This is a genomic window from Bradyrhizobium sp. CCBAU 45321 (genome assembly GCF_028128975.1).
GTDB lineage: Bacteria > Pseudomonadota > Alphaproteobacteria > Rhizobiales > Xanthobacteraceae > Bradyrhizobium > Bradyrhizobium yuanmingense.
The window spans coordinates 623,700-643,785 of the sequence record NZ_LFKZ01000017.1 but is presented as its reverse complement, the minus strand read 5'-3'; the positions used below and the strand labels follow the sequence as shown (position 1 = coordinate 643,785).

16 protein-coding genes and 1 pseudogene are annotated in these 20,086 nt (G+C 64.7%); 11 read left to right on the top strand and 6 right to left on the bottom strand.

The genetic code is table 11. The features are described from left to right. Positions 1-18 precede the first annotated feature (18 nt). From ACM43_RS09025 to recQ, 6 genes are all read left to right on the top strand, one after another. Positions 19-1,125: an efflux RND transporter periplasmic adaptor subunit gene (locus ACM43_RS09025; protein ID WP_271539752.1), complete on the top strand. Its 1,107-nt coding sequence runs from the start codon at positions 19-21 to the stop codon at positions 1,123-1,125. Continuing rightward, entirely contained in the window at positions 1,122-4,232 is a 3,111-nt protein-coding gene (locus ACM43_RS09020) for an efflux RND transporter permease subunit (RefSeq protein ID WP_271539751.1), read from the top strand. The genes ACM43_RS09025 and ACM43_RS09020 overlap by 4 nt, the downstream gene beginning before the upstream one ends. Before the next feature lie 343 nt (positions 4,233-4,575). Further along, the gene (locus ACM43_RS09015; RefSeq protein ID WP_271539750.1) at positions 4,576-5,877 is read left to right on the top strand and encodes an O-acetylhomoserine aminocarboxypropyltransferase/cysteine synthase family protein; all 1,302 of its coding nucleotides are present in this window, start codon (positions 4,576-4,578) and stop codon (positions 5,875-5,877) included. Between the two features lie 12 nt (positions 5,878-5,889). Beyond that, positions 5,890-6,912 (top strand): homoserine O-succinyltransferase MetA, encoded by a 1,023-nt coding sequence (gene metA, locus ACM43_RS09010; RefSeq protein WP_271539749.1) that lies wholly within the window; start codon positions 5,890-5,892, stop codon positions 6,910-6,912. A gap of 80 nt (positions 6,913-6,992) precedes the next feature. Further along, positions 6,993-7,736 carry a polysaccharide deacetylase family protein gene (locus ACM43_RS09005; RefSeq protein WP_333919204.1) on the top strand — a complete coding sequence of 248 codons (744 nt, stop codon included), beginning with the start codon at positions 6,993-6,995 and terminating at the stop codon, positions 7,734-7,736. Between the two features lie 246 nt (positions 7,737-7,982). After that, on the top strand, positions 7,983-9,848 hold the full coding sequence (gene recQ, locus ACM43_RS09000) for a DNA helicase RecQ (protein WP_271539747.1): 1,866 nt from the start codon (positions 7,983-7,985) through the stop codon (positions 9,846-9,848). Between the two features lie 200 nt (positions 9,849-10,048). Here recQ and ACM43_RS08995 read toward each other — a convergent pair whose 3' ends face one another. Beyond that, positions 10,049-11,065: a 1-aminocyclopropane-1-carboxylate deaminase gene (locus tag ACM43_RS08995; protein WP_271539746.1), complete on the bottom strand. Its 1,017-nt coding sequence runs from the start codon at positions 11,063-11,065 to the stop codon at positions 10,049-10,051. A gap of 158 nt (positions 11,066-11,223) precedes the next feature. Between ACM43_RS08995 and ACM43_RS08990 the strand changes: the two genes are divergently transcribed. From ACM43_RS08990 to ACM43_RS08980, 3 genes are all read left to right on the top strand, one after another. Continuing rightward, complete coding sequence (locus ACM43_RS08990; protein ID WP_057030169.1) at positions 11,224-11,688, top strand: Lrp/AsnC family transcriptional regulator; 465 nt, start codon at positions 11,224-11,226, stop codon at positions 11,686-11,688. A 44-nt stretch (positions 11,689-11,732) separates the two neighbouring features. Next, a complete protein-coding gene (locus tag ACM43_RS08985) occupies positions 11,733-12,896 on the top strand; it encodes a PLP-dependent cysteine synthase family protein (RefSeq protein WP_128265482.1) in 1,164 nt (387 codons plus the stop codon). A 109-nt stretch (positions 12,897-13,005) separates the two neighbouring features. Then, positions 13,006-13,566 (top strand): carboxymuconolactone decarboxylase family protein, encoded by a 561-nt coding sequence (locus ACM43_RS08980; protein WP_271539745.1) that lies wholly within the window; start codon positions 13,006-13,008, stop codon positions 13,564-13,566. A gap of 121 nt (positions 13,567-13,687) precedes the next feature. On the opposite strand, the pseudogene ACM43_RS08975 reads toward ACM43_RS08980, so the two are convergent. After that, positions 13,688-14,858: pseudogene (locus ACM43_RS08975) on the bottom strand (diguanylate cyclase); the annotation flags it as partial. 486 nt (positions 14,859-15,344) lie between these two features. Next, positions 15,345-16,217, bottom strand: coding sequence for a hypothetical protein (locus ACM43_RS08970; protein ID WP_271539829.1), 873 nt, complete (start codon positions 16,215-16,217; stop codon positions 15,345-15,347). A gap of 212 nt (positions 16,218-16,429) precedes the next feature. Here ACM43_RS08970 and ACM43_RS08965 point away from each other — a divergent pair, with 212 nt between their 5' ends. Beyond that, on the top strand, positions 16,430-16,675 hold the full coding sequence (locus tag ACM43_RS08965; RefSeq protein ID WP_128265485.1) for a hypothetical protein: 246 nt from the start codon (positions 16,430-16,432) through the stop codon (positions 16,673-16,675). A 10-nt stretch (positions 16,676-16,685) separates the two neighbouring features. On the opposite strand, the gene ACM43_RS08960 is transcribed toward ACM43_RS08965, so the two are convergent. Next, entirely contained in the window at positions 16,686-17,621 is a 936-nt protein-coding gene (locus ACM43_RS08960) for an alpha/beta hydrolase (RefSeq protein WP_271539744.1), read from the bottom strand. A gap of 107 nt (positions 17,622-17,728) precedes the next feature. On the opposite strand from ACM43_RS08960, the gene ACM43_RS08955 reads away from it, so the two are divergent. After that, the gene (locus tag ACM43_RS08955) at positions 17,729-18,616 is read left to right on the top strand and encodes a branched-chain amino acid aminotransferase (protein ID WP_271539743.1); all 888 of its coding nucleotides are present in this window, start codon (positions 17,729-17,731) and stop codon (positions 18,614-18,616) included. Between the two features lie 118 nt (positions 18,617-18,734). On the opposite strand, the gene ACM43_RS08950 is transcribed toward ACM43_RS08955, so the two are convergent. Together ACM43_RS08950 and phaR are read right to left on the bottom strand one after the other, a co-directional pair. Beyond that, positions 18,735-19,355: a class I SAM-dependent methyltransferase gene (locus ACM43_RS08950; protein WP_271539742.1), complete on the bottom strand. Its 621-nt coding sequence runs from the start codon at positions 19,353-19,355 to the stop codon at positions 18,735-18,737. Between the two features lie 41 nt (positions 19,356-19,396). Next, a complete protein-coding gene (gene phaR, locus ACM43_RS08945; RefSeq protein WP_027577426.1) occupies positions 19,397-19,987 on the bottom strand; it encodes a polyhydroxyalkanoate synthesis repressor PhaR in 591 nt (196 codons plus the stop codon). Positions 19,988-20,086: the final 99 nt, after the last annotated feature.

Below are 20,086 nucleotides of genomic sequence, written 5' to 3'. Positions count from 1 at the left end.
TCTCAAAGGAGATGGGTCATGAAAAGGGGTGTTGCAGTGCTCGCCGGTATTCTGGTTCCGGCGGGGGTAGCGACCTTCGTTTCCCTTGCCATTCCCGCCCACGAAGCCTCCGCGGTGATCGATCCAAGGCAGGAACCCCCGATGGTCCGCCTGGTGACAGCCACTCGGGTCAGCGGATCCGAGCGCGGTTTCACCGGGACGGTCGGCGCGCGAGTGGAAAGCAATCTCGGTTTTCGCGTTGCCGGGAAGATCGTCGAACGACTCGTGAATGTCGGTGAGCAAGTCAAATCCGGCCAGCCCTTGATGCGGATCGACGAAACCGACTTGCGCCTCGCGGTCACAGCGAAGCGCAACGCGGTCGCCGCGGCGCGCGCTGTTGTCGTTCAGACCGACGCCGACGAGCGGCGATACGCCAACCTGGTGAACGACGGATGGACTTCAAAGCAGCGCTACGAGCAGGCGAAGGCCGCGTCGGACACCGCCAAGGCGCAGCTTGCCGCGGCCGAAGCCGAGGCAGGCGTCGCCGAGAACCAGGCGACCTATTCCGTTCTGGTCGCGGATGCGGACGGGACGGTCACCCAGACGCTCGGCGAGCCGGGACAAGTGGTTGCCGCCGGCCAAGCGGTCGTTCGACTGGCGCAGTCCGGTCCTCGCGAAGCCGTGGTCGCGCTTCCCGAAACCATGCGGCCGGCGATCGGCTCGCTCGCCGAGGCGAGCCTGTATGGCAGCGATGGGCGCCGCTTTACCGCGCATCTGCGCCAGCTATCGGATTCCGCCGATCCCCAGACCCGCACCTATGAGGCCCGCTACGTGCTCGATGGTGACGCCGCAGCGGCGCCGCTTGGTGCGACCGTCACCATTCGGCTTACAAGCCAGGATCATCAGCCGGAAGCCCAGGTGCCGCTGGGCGCCGTGCTCGATGACGGCAGAACGACGGGCGTTTGGGTCTTCGACAGCGCGACCTCGACCGTGCGCCTGCAGCCCGTCAAGCTGCTTCGTGTGACCAGCGAGACAGCCGTTATCTCGGGATCGAAGTCCGGTGACCAGATTGTTTCTCTCGGCGCTCATCTCCTGCATGAGGGTGCTCGCGTCAGGACTGGCTCGGAAAGCGGGAGCAAGTCGTGAGCTTCAATCTCTCCGCCCTCGCTGTTCGCGAACGGGCCGTCACCCTGTTCTTCATCCTGCTGCTGGCGGCCGCGGGCGCCTACGCCTTCTTCATGCTCGGGCGGGCCGAGGACCCGTCCTTCACCATCAAGACCCTGACGGTCACCACCGTATGGCCGGGCGCGACGGCGCGCGAGATGCAGGACCAGGTCGCCGAACCCCTGGAGAAGCGGATTCAGGAGCTGACCTGGTACGACCGGGTGGAGACGACGACGCGGCCGGGTTATGCCTACATGACGGTGACGCTGAAGGACAGCACGCCGCCGTCCAGCGTGCAGGAGGAGTTCTACCAGGCCCGCAAGAAGCTCGGGGACGAAGCGCGCAAGCTGCCGTCCGGAGTGCTCGGCCCCTTCGTCAACGACGAATATTCGGACGTGAGCTTCGGACTCTACGCACTCAAGGCCAAGGGCATGCCGATGCGCGAGCTCGCAAGGCAAGCCGAGACCATTCGCCAGGATCTCCTGCACGTGCCCGGCGTCAAGAAGATCAACATCCTCGGTGAACGTCCCGAACAGATCTTCGTCGAGTTCTCCTATGCCAAGCTGGCAACTCTCGGTGTGTCGGCAACGGATATCGTTGCCGCCCTGCAGCGACAGAATACGGTGACGCCAGCCGGTTCGATCGATACCAAGGGGCCGCAGGTCTTCATCCGGGTCGACGGCGCTTATGATAGCGTCCAGGCGATCGCCGATACCCCGATCGTCGCTGCCGGGCGGACGCTGAAGCTGTCCGACATTGCTGAGGTCCGCCGCGGATACGAGGATCCACCCACCTACATCATCCGGCACCAGGGCGAGCCTACCATCATGCTCGCGGCGGTGATGCAGGAGGGCTGGAATGGCCTCGCGCTCGGCAAGGCGCTGGAGGAGAGGTCTGCGGCTATCGCTCGGACACTGCCGCTCGGGATGAGCCTCGCCAAGGTCAGCGATCAAGCCGTCAACATCACCTCGGCGGTCGACGAGTTCATGATGAAGTTTGCGATGGCGCTGGGCGTGGTGCTGCTGGTGAGCCTGCTCAGCCTCGGCTGGCGTGTCGGCATCGTCGTTGCGGCTGCCGTGCCCCTGACGCTCGCCGTCGTGTTCCTGATCATGCTGGAGACCGGCCGGTTCTTCGACCGCATCACGCTCGGCGCTTTGATCCTGGCGCTCGGTCTTCTCGTCGACGACGCCATCATCGCGATCGAGGTGATGGTGGTGAAGATGGAAGAAGGCATGGACCGCATCTCGGCGGCGGCCTATGCGTGGAGCCACACCGCGGCGCCGATGCTGTCTGGAACGCTCGTGACAATCGCGGGCTTCCTGCCGGTGGGATTCGCGCGCTCGACCGCCGGCGAATACGCTGGCAACATCTTCTGGGTCGTGGGATTCGCCCTCATCGTCTCCTGGATCGTCGCGGTGATCTTCACGCCCTATCTTGGCGTCAAGATGCTGCCCGCGATCAAGCCGGTCGAAGGCGGTCACCACGCGATCTACGGCACGCCCAACTATCAGCGCCTGCGAGGGCTGATCACCTTCGCGGTCCGCCACAAATTCCTGACCTGCAGCATCGTCGCCGTCGCCTTCGCGCTTTCCGTCGTCGGCATGGCTGGCGTCAAGCAGCAGTTCTTCCCGACCTCCGACCGCCCGGAAGTGCTGGTGGAGGTTCGCCTGCCGGAAGGCACCAGCATCGAGACGACGACGGGCACCGTCGAGAAGCTCGAGGGCTGGCTGCACGATCAACCCGAGGCCAAGATCATCACGAGCTATGTCGGTCAGGGCGCGCCGCGCTTCTTCTTCGCGATGGCGCCGGAGCTGCCAGATCCGGCCTTCGCCAAGATCGTCGTCCTGACGCCGGATGCGGAGGCGCGCGAGGCTTTGAAGCATCGACTCCGACAATCGGTATCACAGGGCCTCGCACCTGAGGCCAATGTGCGCGTCACCCAGCTTGTGTTCGGACCCTATACGCCGTTCCCGGTGGAGTTTCGTGTGATGGGGCCCGATCCCGCGCAATTGTACGCCATCTCTCAGAAGGCTCTCGAAATCATGCGTGGCGTTCCCGATGTACGACAGGCAAATCGGGATTGGGGCAACCGCACGCCCGTGCTCCGCTTCATCCCGGATCAGGATCGGCTGAACCTCATCGGCCTGTCGCCGGCCGAGGTGGGCCGTCAACTCCAGTTCCTGCTCACCGGCATCGCCGTGACCCAGGTTCGCGAGGACATCCGCAATGTCCCCATCGTGGCGCGCAGTGCTGGTGGCGAGCGGCTGGACCCGGCGCGTCTGGCGGATTTCTCGCTGATGAGCCGGGACGGCCGTTCGATTCCGCTCGACCAGGTCGGCCATTCGGAAATCCGACTTGAAGAGCCGATCCTCAAGCGCCGCGATCGCACCCCCGTCGTCACGATACGCTCGGACATCAATGAGGCGACCCAGCCTCCGGAGGTCTCCAAGGAGATCAAGGCAGCCCTGCAGCCCCTGATCGCCTCCCTTCCGGCCGGCTATCGTATCGAACTGGGCGGATCGATCGAGGAGGCAACCAAGGCCAACGACGCGCTCGCGACGATCTTCCCCGCCATGATTGCCGCCATGTTGATCGTCGTCATGCTGCAGGTTCGATCGTTCTCGACGATGGCGATGGTCGTCCTGACTGGACCGCTCGGCCTCGTCGGCGTCGTGCCGGCATTGCTCCTCTTCAACCAGCCCTTCGGGTTCAACGCGATTCTGGGCCTGATTGGACTGGCGGGCATCTTGATGCGCAACACTCTGATCTTGACCGAACAGATCAAGGCGAACCTTGCCGCCGGCCTTGACGACTATCACGCCGTCATCGAGGCCACGGTGCAACGCACGAGACCCGTGATCCTCACCGCGCTTGCTGCCGTGCTGGCCTTCATCCCGCTCACGCATTCCGTGTTCTGGGGGTCGATGGCTTACACACTGATCGGCGGCACGGCCGTCGGCACGGTTCTGATCCTGCTGTTTCTGCCCGCGCTCTATGCCGCCTGGTTCCGGATCAAGTCGACCGCAGATGACATGCATGAGGCCTCGCGCGAGAAGCCGGAATTGCAAGCGGCATTGGCTGCCGAGTAAGGCTCCATTGATCCCATGGAGGATCGTCCGGTCCGAACGGAAAAAGGATCCGACGAGGCTCACGCTCGCATCCGGGAAACGGATGAAGAGCGCTTGCGGCCGCGTCGGTCACCAGTCGGTCACCACATGGCGTCGGTAGCGGACATTGCCGCCGTTGCCAATTGATCAATCAAATTTAACTCGAATTTTAGCTAACTCGCCAACAAGCATTAGGGTTACTTCCTCGATCTCTAAGCGAATTATTGTCCGCTTTACCACCCGCCTCTAACACGAGGACGGCGGCCAACGCACGCGCCTCATTCTAGGCCAATAAGTGCGGCCCGCTCCACGCGGAGGTGGCACGATGCGCAACGAGACGATCGCTATTCACGCCGGCTACGAGCCTGAAGCCACCACGCACGCAGTGGCCGTGCCGATCTACCAGACCGCGGCCTACGCCTTCGACAGCGCCGATCATGGCGCCGCCCTGTTCAATCTGGAGACCGAAGGCTTTCGCTACAGCCGCATCGCCAATCCGACCAGCGCAGTCCTAGAGAAGCGCATCGCACAGCTCGAAGGCGGCGTCGGCGCGCTCGCGGTCGCGACCGGGCAGGCAGCGCTGCATTTCGCCTTCGTCAACGTCGCCGACCACGGCGGCAACATCGTCTCCGTGCCGCAGCTCTACGGCACCACGCATACGCTGCTCTCCCACATCCTGCCGCGCCAGGGCATCATCGGCCGTTTCGCCGAGAGCGACAAGCCCGAGGCGGTCGAGAAGCTGATCGACGAGAACACCCGCGCCGTGTTCGCCGAGACCATCGGCAATCCCGCCGGCAATGTCTGCGACGTCGAGGCGCTGGCGAAGGTCGCGCACGCGCATGGCGTGCCGCTGATCGTCGACAACACCGTCGCCACCCCGATCCTCTTCAAGCCGTTCGACTATGGGGCCGATATCGCGGTGCATTCGCTGACCAAGTTCTTGGGCGGTCACGGCACCACGCTCGGCGGCGCCATCGTCGATTCCGGAAACTTTCCCTGGGCCGAGCACGCCGATCGCTTCCCGGCCTACAACAAGCCCGACGCCTCCTATCACGGCCTGGTCTATGCCGAGCGCTTCGGCAAGACCGCCTATATCGAGCGCGCGCGCAGCGTCTATCAGCGCACCATGGGCTCGGTGCTGTCGCCGTTCAACGCCTTCCTGCTGCTTCAGGGCATCGAGACCGTGGCGCTGCGCATGGAGCGCCATGTCGAGAACGCCCGCAAGGTCGCCGAATTCCTGCGCGGCGATCCGCGCGTGGCCTGGGTCAACTACACCGGCTTTTCGGACAGCCCCTATTATCCCCTCGTGCAGAAGTACCTGAACGGCAACGCCTCCTCGCTATTCACCTTCGGCATCAAGGGCGGCATGGAGGCCGGCAAGACGTTTTACGATGCGCTGAATCTGATCACGCGCCTCGTCAATATCGGCGATGCCAAGTCGCTCGCCTGCCATCCGGCATCGACCACCCATCGCCAGATGTCGGCGGAGCAGCAGCGCGTCGCCGGCGTGCTGCCGGAGACGATCCGTCTGTCGATCGGCATCGAGCATGTCTCTGATATCATCGAGGACATCGACCAGGCGCTGGAAAAGGCTTGCCCGTCGGCGCGCCGCGAGGCCGCGGAGTAGGCGGCGCCGGCCATGACGATCTTGATCGACAAGAATCAGGTCATCGCGGGCCCGACGCTGGTGCCGGCCGCGCACGATCTCGCGCGCGATGCTGGCGCCGAGCTCACCATCGGCCTTGTCAACAACATGCCGGATGCCGCGTTGAAGGCGACCGAGCGGCAGTTCATGAAGCTGCTTCAGGCCGCGGCGGGCTCGCGCCGTATCCGCTTCCACTGCTTCTCGCTTCCCAGCGTGAAGCGGTCGCCGGAAGCCAAGTGGCACGTCGAGAGCGAGTATTCCAACCTTTCCGATCTCGAGCGCGGCAAGTTCGATGGGCTGATCGTGACGGGCGCAGAGCCGATCGCGCCCGAGCTCGACGGGGAGCCGTACTGGCGCGACCTCACGAATCTGATCGACTGGGCCAAGGTCAACACGCGTTCGACGATCTGGTCGTGCCTTGCCGCGCATGCCGCGGTGCTGCACCTCGACAATATTGAACGGCGGCGGCTGCCGGCCAAATGTCACGGCATTTTCGATTGCGGCGTCGTGACGGACGATCTGCTGACCCGCTCTGCGCCCGCGCCGCTCAAGGTCTCGCATTCACGTCTGAACGAGATCGCCGAGAGCGACCTCGTGCACGCCGGTTATCAGGTGCTGACACGCTCACAGGAGGCTGGCGTCGACGTCTTCATTCGCCAATACGCCAGCCGCTTCGTGTTCTTCCAGGGTCACCCCGAATATGACGCGCTGTCGCTGCAGCGCGAATATCTGCGTGATATCGGCCGCTACCTCGCGCGGGAGCGGGAGACCTATCCGCGCCTGCCGGTGAGCTATTTTGACGCAGCGACGGAAGAGAAGCTGGCTCGCTTCGAGAGGAAGGCGGCGCACCAGCGCCATCCGGCGCTCAGCAACGAGCTGCCCGCGCTGAACCTGCGCGCCGATATCGGCGCCGGCGACGCGGCGGCGGTGCTCTTCCGCAATTGGCTGCGCTATCTCGGCGCGGACGCCGACGCGTCGATCGGTGCGCTAGCCGAAGCGGTCTTGGTTCGGCGTTAGGATTACCCGAGCGTTAGGCTTGCCTCGACCTGCGCACGAATGTTTGGGTAGAGCAAGAAGGCATCACAGGAAACGCAGTCGTGTGGTCGGCACTCCAGGGACGCGTGAGCAATCGGTTGGCCCGGCATTTCCGCGCCGCGCCGCACCGGCTGGCCGCGCATGCGGCGATGGTGAGCTTCACGTTCGACGATGCCCCCGATAGCGCCGCGGGCGAGGGCGCCGAGCTACTGGAGCGGCATGGCGGCCGCGGCACCTATTACCTCGCCGGCAGCCTGATCGGTCGGCCGTCGGAGCATTGGCATGGCCTCTCGGATGATGCGATCGTCCGGCTTCACCGCGCCGGGCACGAGATCGCCTGCCACACCTTCTCGCATCAGAACTCGGCGACGCTCGACGAAGCCGCCATGGCGCGCGAGATCGAACGAAACCGCAGCCATCTCCGCGGCATTGATGCCTCGATCACGCTGGAGAATTTCGCCTATCCCTATGGCATCGCCTCGGTGTGGCGCAAGCCGCAGCTGACAAAGGCCTTCCGTTCCGCGCGCGGCATTCTTCCCGGCGTCAACAGCGGCGTCATCGACCTCCAATTCCTGCGCGCCTCGCCCTTGGTCGATTGCGAGATCGACGAGGCCGGGGTCGATCGCTATTTCGACGCGGCGGTCGCGAGCGGCGGCTGGCTGATCTTCTACGGCCACGACGTCACCGAAAGGCCGAGCCCCTATGGCTGCACGCCGCATCTGATGCGTCATGCGCTCGAGGCGGCCGGCAGACGCAATATGCCCATCGTGACCGTCGCAGAAGCGCTGCGACGGATCGGGGCGTAGCCTCTTCACCTCTCCCCGCTTGCGGGCAGAGGCCGGATTGCATCGAAGATGCAATCCGGGTGAGGGGGTACAGGTCCAGCGGCGGTCTCATGTGTGGAGAGAAGCCCCTCACCCCAACCTTCTCCCCGTAAGGACGGGGAAAAGGGGACGAAGCAGCGTTGTCTCGCCCTCCAAACAGTCTTGCCACAGCCACACCAGCATGCGACTGGCCTTGTGACGAATCCCACGGCCTGATCTGCTCCGCCCATGTCTGCTCCCTCCAACGCCCCACTGCCTGCGCCGGCCAACGGCCGCCACGCGCTGTCGGTGCTGCATTCGGTGTTCGGCCTGCCGGGATTCCGCGGCGCGCAGGGCGAGATCATCCGCCACGTCACAGACGGCGGCAATTGCCTGGTCTTGATGCCGACCGGCGGCGGCAAGTCGCTGTGCTATCAGCTTCCATCCTTGCTGCGCGAAGGTTGCGGCATCGTGGTTTCGCCGTTGATCGCCCTAATGCGCGACCAGGTCGCCGGCCTGATCGAAGCCGGTGTCAATGCCGCCGCGCTGAACTCGTCGCTGACGCCGCAGGAGGCGTCCGACATCGAACGCCGCCTGCTCGCCGGCGATCTCGACCTGCTCTATGTCGCGCCGGAACGGCTGGTCACGCCGCGCTGCCTGTCGCTGCTGGCGCAGGCGAAAGTGGCGCTGTTCGCGATCGACGAGGCGCATTGCGTCTCGCAATGGGGCCACGATTTCCGGCCCGAATATGTCGGCCTTTCCGTCATCGCCGAGCGCTTTCCCGACGCGCCGCGGATCGCGCTGACCGCGACCGCCGACGAGCTGACGCGCAAGGAGATCGTCGAGCGGCTTCAGCTGACGGGCGCGCCGCAGTTCGTCTCCAGCTTCGACCGGCCCAACATCCGCTACGAGATCGTCGACAAGCGCAATGCGGTGTCGCAGCTGAAGGAATTCATCCGCGAGCGCCACATGGGCGATGCCGGCGTGGTCTATTGCCTGTCGCGCAACCGCGTCGAGGAAGTCGCAGCCGCGCTTGCCGAGGCCGGCATTGCGGCGCTGCCCTACCACGCGGGGCTCGACGGGGCGGTGCGCTCGCGCAACCAGGATCGCTTCCTCAACGAGGACGGCATCGTCATCGTCGCGACCATCGCCTTCGGCATGGGCATCGACAAGCCCGACGTGCGCTTCGTCGCCCATCTCGACCTGCCCAAGAGCATCGAGGCCTATTACCAGGAGACCGGACGCGCCGGCCGTGACGGCAAGCCGTCGGCGGCGTGGATGACCTACGGTCTCTCCGACATCGTGCAGCAGCGCCGCATGATCGACGAATCGGCCGGATCGGAGGATTTCAAGCGGGTCTCGATCGGCAAGCTCGATGCGCTGGTCGGCCTCGCCGAGACGCCGCATTGCCGACGCCGGCGCCTGCTCGCCTATTTCGGCGAGATCGTGATGGGCGAGAGCTGCGGCAATTGCGACAATTGCCTGACGCCGCCGAAGATGCGCGACGGCAAGGTGCTGGCACAGAAGCTGCTGTCCTGCGTCTATCGCACCGGGCAGCGTTTCGGCACCATGCATTTGATCGACGTGCTGGTCGGACGCCTGACCGAGAAGGTCACACAGTTCGGTCACGACAAGCTGTCGGTGTTCGGCATCGGCCGCGAGCTCAACGAGAAGCAGTGGCGCACGGTGCTGCGGCAATTGGTGGCGATGGGCCATTTGCGCAGCGACAGCGAAGCCTACGGCGCGCTCAAGCTGACGGATTCTTCGCGCGGCGTGCTGCGCGGCGAGACCGAGGTCTGGCTGCGCGAGGAGGCGCCCGGCACGCGGGTTCGCGCCAGCCGCGCCAAGTCACGCCGCGGCGACCTCGCGCCGGCAGCGAGCGCGGCGCAAGGCGACGTCGATCCCGAACTGCGCGCGCGCTTGCGCGCCTGGCGCTCAGAGGTCGCGCGCGAACGCGGCGTGCCGGCCTATGTGGTGCTGCACGATGCCACCATCGACGGCATCGTCCGAGCTTGGCCGACGACGCTGGACGAGCTGCGCAACGTGCCGGGGATCGGCGACAAGAAGCTCGAGCACTACGGCGACGAGCTGCTGCAGATCGTGAGGACGAGGTAGGGCGCAGTCGTCATCCCGGACAAGCGCGCCTCAAGCGCGCGCCGATCCGGGATCCACAACCACAGGGAGAAGTTTGCTGCGGCAGGCCGGCAACCACGAGTTTTCGCCAAACGCCTCCCTGTGGTTATGGTCCCGGGCTCGCGACTTCGTCGCGCCCCGGGACGACAACAGAGTATGACGCGCGAGCGCTACGCTCTCACTCACCCGTTCCTGAACGCATACGCGTACCCGTTCAGGGCCGGCGCGCCGCCGAGATGGGCGTAGAGGATCTTCGCGCCCTTCTCGAAATAGCCCTTCTTCGCGAGATCGATCAGGCCCTGCATCGACTTGCCCTCGTAGACTGGGTCGGTGATCATGCCTTCGAGGCGCGCGGTGAGGCGGATCGCCTCCTTGGTCTCCTCTGACGGAACGCCATAGGCGGGATAGGCGTAGTCCTCGATCAGCACGACGTCGTCAGTGACGAGGTCCTTGCCGAGCTCGACGAGCTTTGCCGTGTTCTGCGCGATCTCGAGCACCTGGGCCTTGGTCTGGGCGGGCGTGAAGGAGGCATCGATGCCGATCACCTTTCGCGCACGGCCGTCAGCCGCAAACCCGACCAGCATGCCAGCATGGGTGGAGCCGGTGACGGTGCAGACGATGATGTAGTCGAACTTGAAGCCGAGCTCGGCTTCCTGCTTGCGCACCTCCTCGGCAAAGCCGACATAGCCGAGGCCGCCGAACTTGTGCACGGAGGCGCCGGCGGGAATGGCGTAGGGCTTGCCGCCCGCGGCCTTTACTTCCTCGATCGCCTGCTCCCAGCTCTTGCGGATGCCGATGTCGAAGCCGTCGTCGACCAGGCGCACGTCGGCGCCCATGATGCGCGAGAGCATGATGTTGCCGACGCGGTCATAGACGGCGTCCTCGTGCGGCACCCAGGCTTCCTGCACCAGGCGGCATTTCATGCCGAGCTTGGCCGCAACGGCCGCGATCATGCGGGTGTGGTTGGATTGCACGCCGCCGATCGAGACCAGCGTATCGGCATTGGAGGCGATCGCATCGGGGATAATGTATTCGAGCTTGCGCAGCTTGTTGCCGCCATAGGCGAGGCCGGAATTGCAGTCCTCGCGCTTGGCATAGACCTCGACTTGGCCGCCGAGATGTTTTGACAAGCGCTCCAGCTTCTCGATGGGCGTCGGGCCGAAGGTCAAAGGATAGCGCGGAAATTTGTCCAGCTTCATGGGTCATCCCGATTGGCGTTGGTGTTGGCGGCTCCCTAGCATTGCATCGGAAAAATGTGCTCTCGAATATTGCGTCCATGTTGCACGACTTCTTGCGTAAGTTGTGATAATTGCTAAAATTCCTTCCAGAACATCACCTATCTGCGGAAGCTTCTTTCATGGCTGCCCGGCTCGACCGCACCGACCTCAAGATATTGAGATTGCTTCAGAATAACGGTCGGCTCAGCAACGCCGAGCTGGCCGAAACGGTCGCGATCAGCCCCGCCACCTGCCACCGTCGCACCCAGCGCCTGTTCGAGGACGGCTTCATCGCCAATGTCCGCGCCATGGTCGCGCCGAAGAAAGTGGCAAAGGGCACGCTGGTTATGGTCGGGGTCGTGCTCGACCGCTCGACGCCGGAAAGCTTTGCCACCTTCGAGCAGGCCGTTGCAAAGCTGAAGTTCGTGCTCGACTGCCATCTCGTCGCCGGCGATTTCGATTACTTCCTCAAGATCCGCGTCGGCGACATGGAGGATTTCAACCGCATCCACGGCGAGCAGCTGATCGCGCTCCCAGGCGTGCGCCAGACCCGGACCTTCTTCGTGATGAAGGAAGTCGTCGACAACGCGCCGCTGGAATTTTAGGCGCAGCTCTTGATGCGCTATCCGCATCATGAGAGATTCGCCCGATGCAGACATTCCCCTTCCGCCAGCACAACCCGGCCGGGCCGGCTTATCGGCGCGGCTGGGTCGACGAGGCCGTGGCCGCGATCGAGGCCGACCAGTGCCGCACCGCCGACACGCATCTGATCCGGCTGATCGTGCCGGCGCTATCGGGCATCGACATCTATCTGAAGGATGAGTCCACGCACCCGACCGGCAGCCTGAAGCACCGCCTCGCGCGCTCGCTGTTTTTGTATGCGCTCTGCAACGGCCACATCCGCGAAGGCACGCCCGTCATCGAGGCTTCGTCGGGATCAACCGCGGTGTCGGAGGCCTATTTCGCAGAGATGATCGGCGTGCCCTTCTACGCCGTGATGCCGCGCACGACCTCGGCGGAGAAGATCGCTGCGATCGAGCATTATGGCGGCAATTGCCATTTGATCGACGACGGCCGCGCGCTCTATGCGGAAGCCGCCGCACTCGCCGCCCGGCTGGACGGCCACTACATGGACCAGTTCACCTTTGCCGAGCGGGCAACCGACTGGCGCGGCAACAACAACATCGCCGAGTCCATCTTCACGCAGTTGCAGGGCGAGCCGCGTCCGCTGCCGGACTGGATCGTGATGGGCGCCGGCACCGGCGGCACGTCGGCCACCATCGGACGCTATCTGCGCTATCGGCAATATCCGACGCGGCTGTGCGTCGCCGATGTCGAGCACTCCGCTTTCTTCGATTGCTTCCGCACGCAGGACCGCTCCCGTGTCTGCGACCGCCCGTCGCTGATCGAGGGCGTCGGTCGCCCCCGCTGCGAGCCGTCCTTCGTGCCCGGCGTGGTCGATCGCATGATGAAGATCCCGGATGCGGCGACGATCGCGGCGATGAACGTGCTGTCGCGACGGCTGCGCCGCCCGGTCGGCGGCTCCACCGGCACCAACTTCCTGGCGCTGTGCCGGCTCGCCTCGGAGATGCGCCAGGCGAACGTCACGGGATCGTTGGTGACGCTGATCTGCGATTCCGGCGAGCGCTACCGGCAGACCTATTACGAGCCCGCTTGGCTCGCCGCGCGCGGCCTCGATCCGGCGCCGTTCGAGGCGGCGCTGTCGTCGTTCCTCGCCACAGGTGAGCCACTGGCGCTGGACGTCGACGACGTGGTCAATCCTCAAAGCCTGCAAAACCCCACGGCGTCATAGCCGAGATCTGCCTGGCATCTGCGAAATCGCACGGTCGTCACGGCAACTTCACTTGCCTTGCGCAGGCATACAGGTGACGGTTGCGTCTTCTCAACGAGGAGACCCTACCGTGCGCCTTCCCATTCTCGATCCGAAAGAGCTGACCGACGAACAGAAGCCGCTCTATGACGACATGCGGGCCGGCATGCAGGACCACTTCAAGGGTTTTGTGAACATGCGCGAGGACGGCGCGCTGCTCGGGCCCTGGAATCCCTGGATCCGCGAGCCGCGCTTCGGCAAGCCGGTGTGGGAGCTGGTCAAGGCGATCGCGTCGAATCCGCTGCTGCCCGCGGCCGTGCGCGAGGTCGCGATCCTCGTCACCGGCTCGCATTTCCGCTCCGGTTACGAGCTCTACGCGCATGTGCTGGTTGCCGAGCAGCGTGGCCTCTCCGACGAGAAGCTCGCGACCATCGTCGCCGGCCAGCGGCCGGTGGACCTCACCAAGCAGGAAGCCATCGCCTACGACATGGCTTCGGCCCTGGTCAGCGGCGGCGTGCTGCCGGAGCTGACCTGGCGTGCGGCCGTAAAGGAATTCGGCGAGCACGGCGCGGCCGAGCTGTCCTATCTCGTCGGCGTCTACTGCATGGTCTCGGTCACGCTCAACACCTTCGACGTGCCAGTGCCCGAGTAGACGCAGCTGCTTTCCGTCACTCCGCCGCCTTGTTTGCAGGGGGCGGGGGCATCCAGGCGATGCAGCGATTGCGACCCTCGGCCTTGGCCTGGTAGAGCGCATGGTCGGCCGCGCCCATCAGCGCATCGATGCCGGACATGCTGACGGTCGCCTCCGCGATGCCGATGCTCACGGTGAGACCGAACTGAAGCTTGTCGGCAAAGACCGGCGTGCTCATCACGCGCTTGCGGATGCGCTCGGCCACCGTCCTAGCCCGGGACAGGCTGGTTTCCGGCAGCAGCACGGCAAACTCTTCGGAGACGGCCGACGATGTCCGATTTGCGCTTGCCGTCGAGGCAGGCGGTCGCAACGGCCTTGATTGCTGCGTCGCCCACGGCATGACCGTAGCGATCGTTGACCGACTTGAAGTGATCGATGTCGAGCATCAACACCGAGACGGAGCGATAGTAGCGCTGAAAGCGGCTCCATTCCGCATCGAGGTTGTTCAGAAAATGGCGGCGATTGTGGAGGCCGGTGAGCGGATCGGTGGTGGCGAGCTTCTCCAGCATTGCGGCTTTTTGCGTCAGATCGGTGATATCGACATAGGTCAGCATGCGACCGCCATTCGACATCGTGGTGCAATGAGCCCTGATGCGGCGTCCGTCCGGCGTCTGTAGGTCGCGCACGTGATCGCCGGCCTTGACCTCCTCGACGCGCCGCGCCGGAAACTTCGCGAGCTCGCTGCTCGGAAGATTGGGCGCGCTGGCGCGATGCAGACGTCGGACCAGCGAGGAGTAGGTCGGCCGGCTCGCCGCCTCGTCTTCGCTGACCTCCCAGAACCGTCGCATCCGCCGGTTCATGAAGGTGGCGTGTAGGTCCGCATCGAGCAGCAGGACTCCATCCTGAACGTTCTCCAAGGCATCCCGCAGCCGCTTCAACTCGTCGGAGGTGCGCACGATGTCGGTGACGGGCGTGTAGGTCAGCATGCGGCCACCGTCGGGCAGCGGTGTGACTTGGACGCGCACGACCTCGCCATTGGTCCGGCGCACGTCGATTGGGGTTGGATCGCCCGACTCGATCACACGGACGCGCTCCGCGATCAGTGCATCGAGGTCCGGGTCCGGCACCTCATAGGCCCCGATGTCGCGCCCGTGATGGAGCAGGGTGAGAATGGATGGATTACTGTCCGCCACCTCGTCGGGCAGGTGCCACATCTGTCGAAACGACCGGTTGATGAGGCGTGCCCTGAGATGGGAATCGAGCAGCACGATGCCGGTCGGTACATGATCGAGCGCGGCGCGCAGCGCCAGCATCTGGCTGCGCATCAACGCGTCAGACGAGCGTTCCCGCTCCTCGCCGGCTGCTGGCTCGATGCTGTTCGGCTGTTCGAAGGCGACGCCGGCCTGCCGATCCGATCGCCAGATCACGCGGCAGGTCAGGATCTCGCGCCCCGCGAGCCGGAGCTGGAAGCGCTCGGGTACGCCGAGGCTACTCTCCATCTCGAGCGTCGCGGCCTCCTCGGTGAGCCGGCGTACCACGCAATCGATCGACGACTGGCCGAAATTGAAGAAGATCTTCCCAGCAAGGAACGTCCGTTCCGAAACCAAGCGGGACATTCGCAGCCTCCAAAGCGAACACGAGCGAAAAGCCGGGGTAGTTTCGCGCAAGCTTCTTTGCGGCGGTGTAACGCAATCGATGTTTCGGAATGAGAATTAATGATCGGTTGACGAGCGATGCGGAACGTTGTCCCGGCCGTCGATTGCAGCGCCGCGCTCGACCGAAAGTTCCCAATAAATCAATCAGTTGCGCACCGCATAGAGCGGCGTGCGGAGTGTCAGCTGGTACGACGGCTTCGGCATCCAGGCGATCTGCGCGGTGATGCCGAACAGGCGGTTGTCGTTGTCGTCCATGCGATCGAGGTCGAGCCGCAAGACCGGCTGGGTGAAGGATTCCGCGAGCGTCCGGCCCGCGAGCTGCGCGCCGCCGAACGACTGCATGCCGAGGCGCCCGGTGACCTTCCAGTTGCTCGGCCATTGGTAATAGCCGCCGGCATAGAGGATCGTGTTCGGCCGGATCGTGGCGAACGGGCTGGCGATGGTGGCGGTGGTGTATTGCAGGCCGGCCAGCCAGCCCCGTGTCTCGTCCTCGTCGAGCGCGTAGTCGAATTCAACGATGTTGTTGAAGGAGGTGGTCATGCCCTGCTCGTTCGGCACCGACTGCGTCAGGGTCGATTGCAGCGTGATGGTCGGGATCTTCCCGCCATTCTGCTGGTAGAGATCGGCCTGCACGCCGATGTTCCAGCTCGTGATGTCGAAGGACGACCAGCCGCCGCCGATATCAGTGGTGGAGCCCGACACGCCGCCATAAAGCGAGACGCGATCGCTGACATCGACGGTCAGCGGCAGGTCGATCGCAATCGATTTCGCGGCCGGTAGTCCATTCGGCAGCGACGTGCCTCGTTGCGCCGCCAGGGCTTGGAACGCGGCTGACAGCGAGGTGTTGCCGAAGCCGAGCGCGAGCGTGCCTGCGGGGATCGTCGCATAGGTGGTGCGGAGATCGAGATAGATGTTCGGGACGGTCGGCTTTGCGGGCTCGTCCTCCTCATCGTCGGCGGCGAGGGCACCGCCTGCCGGGATCGCCAGACAAAGCAATCCCGCTGCGGCAGCGCGCAATGCCGGACGACGGGATTGGCTGCGAAGAGTCACGTGACGATCCGATGCGGGGCGATTGAGGGCGAAACACTTGCTAGATGGAACGTGAGCGCTCGCTTGGTCAAGCGTCATCCGCAAGCGATGGACGGCGTGGATGTGTGCGGTTACCTTGCCATGATCGCACTGATGCGCTCGCCCGCCACAGTGCTGGCCGAAGAATGGAGGAGACAGCCATGAACACGTCACGCCGCATCCTGCTCACCGGTCTGGCGGGGCTCGCCGTTGTTCCGACCGCTGCGGCGGCTGCACCCGCGGCCGCGTCCGGCGAAGTGACGGTCGCGGAGGAGCGCTTTGCGCGCACGATTGCGGCGGCGCATGCGCCCGACCTCGCCTGCGCATGGCAGGCGGAGCGTTATGCGGACGCGCACTGGCCGGAATATGTCGCGGCAGCGCGCGCGGTGATCGGCGCGCGCGTGTGATTGAGCGCTGTCACCTCTTCACCGCCCGCCGCACCTGCTCGCCGATCTGCGACAGCACGAGCTGTGCCTGTGGCAGGATTGCGCCCATGGCGTGGAAATTGTGGACCATGCCATCGTGGCAGATATGCTCGACCGCCACCCCCGCGGCGAGCAGCTTGCGGGCATAGGCATTGCCCTCGTCGCGCATCGGGTCGTACTCGGCGGTGTGGATGATCGCGGTCGGCAGACCCGTGAGACGTGTCGCGCGCAAGGGGGAGATGCGGGGGTCGGCGGTATCAATGCCATCAGGCAGATAATCGGAAAGATCGGCTTCGATCGTGGCGCGATCGATCAGATGGCCCTCGGCAAAGGCCTCGCGCGAAGGCGAGGTCTCCTCGAAATCCAGCACCGGGCAGATCAGGCACTGCGCGGCGATGGCGAGGCCGGCGGTCTGCGCCGCATTCTGGCACACGATCGCCGCGAGTGTGGCGCCGGCGGAATCGCCGCCGACCACAAGGCGGTCCGCGTCGATGCCGAGCGATGCCGCCTCGCGCGCTACCCATTCGGTGGCGGCGATCGCGTCGTCGACCGCGGCGGGGAATCTGTGCTCCGGCGCGAGCCGGTAATCGACTGACACGAGGCGGCAGCCGGTGGCATGCGCCAGCGCCGCGCCGATGCGCTCGTGCGTGGCAATGCTGCCCGCAACGAGCCCGCCGCCATGAAAGAACACGAAGCCAGGTGCGGGCGCTTCAGTGCCTGCCGGCGTGTAGAGGCGATAGGGCAGCTCGCCGCCGGGACCGGGCAGCTTGCCGTCGAATGTCGTCACATCCGGCGCCTCGGCCCGGGCGAACTGCATCAGCTTTGCCAGCGATTGCCGCCGCACCTCCACACTCGGCCGGCTCCGCGCCTGCGGCGCAGCCGCAGCCATCATGGTCAACAAACGCTTTGCGAGCGGATCGAGCGGCATCGATCTTTCCCTCCTCTCATAGAAGTGAGGGTAACTCACGAAATGTCCGCAGCAAATCGTTTAGAAATTGGGACAATAGTGCCGGATCGTTCGAAAGGAGGCCAGTCATGGCCGAGATCAAGAAGCCCATCGACTATTCGCCGAGCTGGACCTTCTTCGAGGGTAAGTGGCACGAGGGCAACGTGCCGATCATGGGGCCGCGCACGCATGCGGCCTGGCTCGGCTCGATCGTGTTCGACGGCGCTCGCGCTTTCGAGGGCGTTGCGCCCGATCTCGATCGTCACGTCGCCCGCGCCAATCAATCTGCGATCAGTTTCGGCCTGAAGGCGGTGGTCGATACCGACGCCTGGCTGACGCTCGCGAACGAAGGCATCGCGCGCTTTGCCGGAAATGCCGAGCTCTATATCCGTCCGATGTATTGGGCGCAGAACGGAAGCGGCGGCGGCGTGCTGTTCGACCCCGAGACCACCAATTGGTGCCTGTGCATCTACGAAGCGCCGATGCCAAAACCCGTCGGCAACGCCATCACCCTGTCGCCGTTTCGCAGGCCGACGGCTGAATGCGCGCCGGTCGAAGCCAAGGCCGCCTGCCTCTACCCGAACAATTCGCGCGCGCTCGCCGAAGCTGCGTCGCGCGGCTTCCAGAACGCGCTGATGCTCGACATGCTCGGCAACGTCGCCGAGTTCGGCAATTCCAACGTGTTCATGGCCAGGGACGGCGTGGTGTTCACGCCGGTGCCGAACGGCACCTTCCTCAACGGCATCACGCGCCAGCGCGTCATCAGCCTGCTTCGCGCCGACGGCGTCACCGTGGTCGAGAAGACGCTGCGCTACGCCGATTTCCTGACCGCCGACGAGATCTTTTCGACCGGCAATTTCGCCAAGGTCGCACCCGTGATCCGCATCGACGAGCGCGAGCTGAAGCCGGGCCCGTTCTACGCCAAGGCGCGCAAGCTCTACTGGGACTTTGCGCATGCCGTGAAGATGGCGGCGTAGGAGCCAGTTCCTCCGTCATTGCGAGCGCAGCGAAGCAATCCAGAGTCTTTCCGCGGCGGCAGTCTGGATTGCTTCGCTGCGCTCGCAATGAAGAGTTTGTGGATCGTGCGGGCGCCGCTCACGAGCCGCGCCGCCGAAACCGGCTGAACTGAAACGCCTGCGTCGAATCCCACGGCGTGTGGTGCGTCTCGCTGCGCGTCTCGATCAGTTCAAATTCCGGCCCGAGCTCCGCCGCAAGGCTCGCGCTGTCGTGGCGCTGCACCGGCAGGCCGCTGCATTTCTCGGGACCATCGGGTGCAAACGTCGCGATGATGACGTGGCCGCCAGGCTTGACCGCCGACCGCAGGCGCTGCACGTAAGCCGCCCTGTCGCGCGGGTCAGTCAGGAAGTGAAACGCTGCGCGATCGTGCCAGACATCGTAGGTCCTGGCCGGACGCCATGTGGTGGCATCGGCAACGATCCAGTCGACCGTCGAAGCGGCCTGACCGATGCGCTTCTTCGCGGCCTCGAGTGCATTGGCAGAAAGATCCAGCACGGCGATGTCGCGATAGCCGTCCTGCAACAGCGCATCGACGAGGCGCGATGCGCCGCTGCCGACATCGATGATGGCCGTGTCGCGATCGGAGCCGGCTGCGCGAATCATCGCGAGCGAGGTCGCGGGGGTATCCTGATGCCAGCTGACCTCGGCCTCGCCCTTGGTGGCGTAGACATGGTCCCAATGCGTGCTTCGGTCAGACATGGCTCGCCCTCCCGCGTACAGGGGCCGGCGCGAATGAAAGACTATTCGTCCTTCTTCGACATCCGCTCGAGGCGCTCCTGCATTTCCTTCATCTGCTGGCGCAGCTCGTCGATGTTGCTGTCCTTTGGCGCCTCGGCATTCGCATCGGGCTCCGGCTCGGGCGTGGCCGCCGGACGAGGCGCTGCGAACGGCTTGAACATCGAGAAGGTCTGCTGGAACAGCTCCATGTTGCGGCGGACTTGCTCCTCCAACGGAGCAAAAGGAGTGCCGGACAGCGTATTGGCGATCTGCTTGCGGAACTTCTCCTGCTCCTGGGTCAGGGTCGCGATCGACTGCTCCAGATATTTCGGCACCACCATCTGCATGCTGTCGCCATAGAAGCGGATCAGCTGGCGAAGGAAGGTGGTCGGCAAGAGGTTCTGGCCGGCCTTGTTCTCCTGCTCGAAGATGATCTGGGCGAGCACGGAGCGGGTGATGTCGTCGCCGGTCTTGGCGTCATAGACCAGGAAGTCTTCGCCGTCCTTGACCATCGCGGCGAGGTCTTCGAGCGTCACATAGGTGCTCGTTCCGGTGTTATAGAGCCGGCGGTTCGCGTATTTCTTGATTGTCGTGGGTTGGTCTGATTTCGCCATGGGCTCTCACTTGCAAACGCGGAGAACGGGAACCTGTCGGGCAATGCCGCAGGGCGGGAAGAGTACGCAACGCAACAAAATAAGCATTTTCAAAGGGCT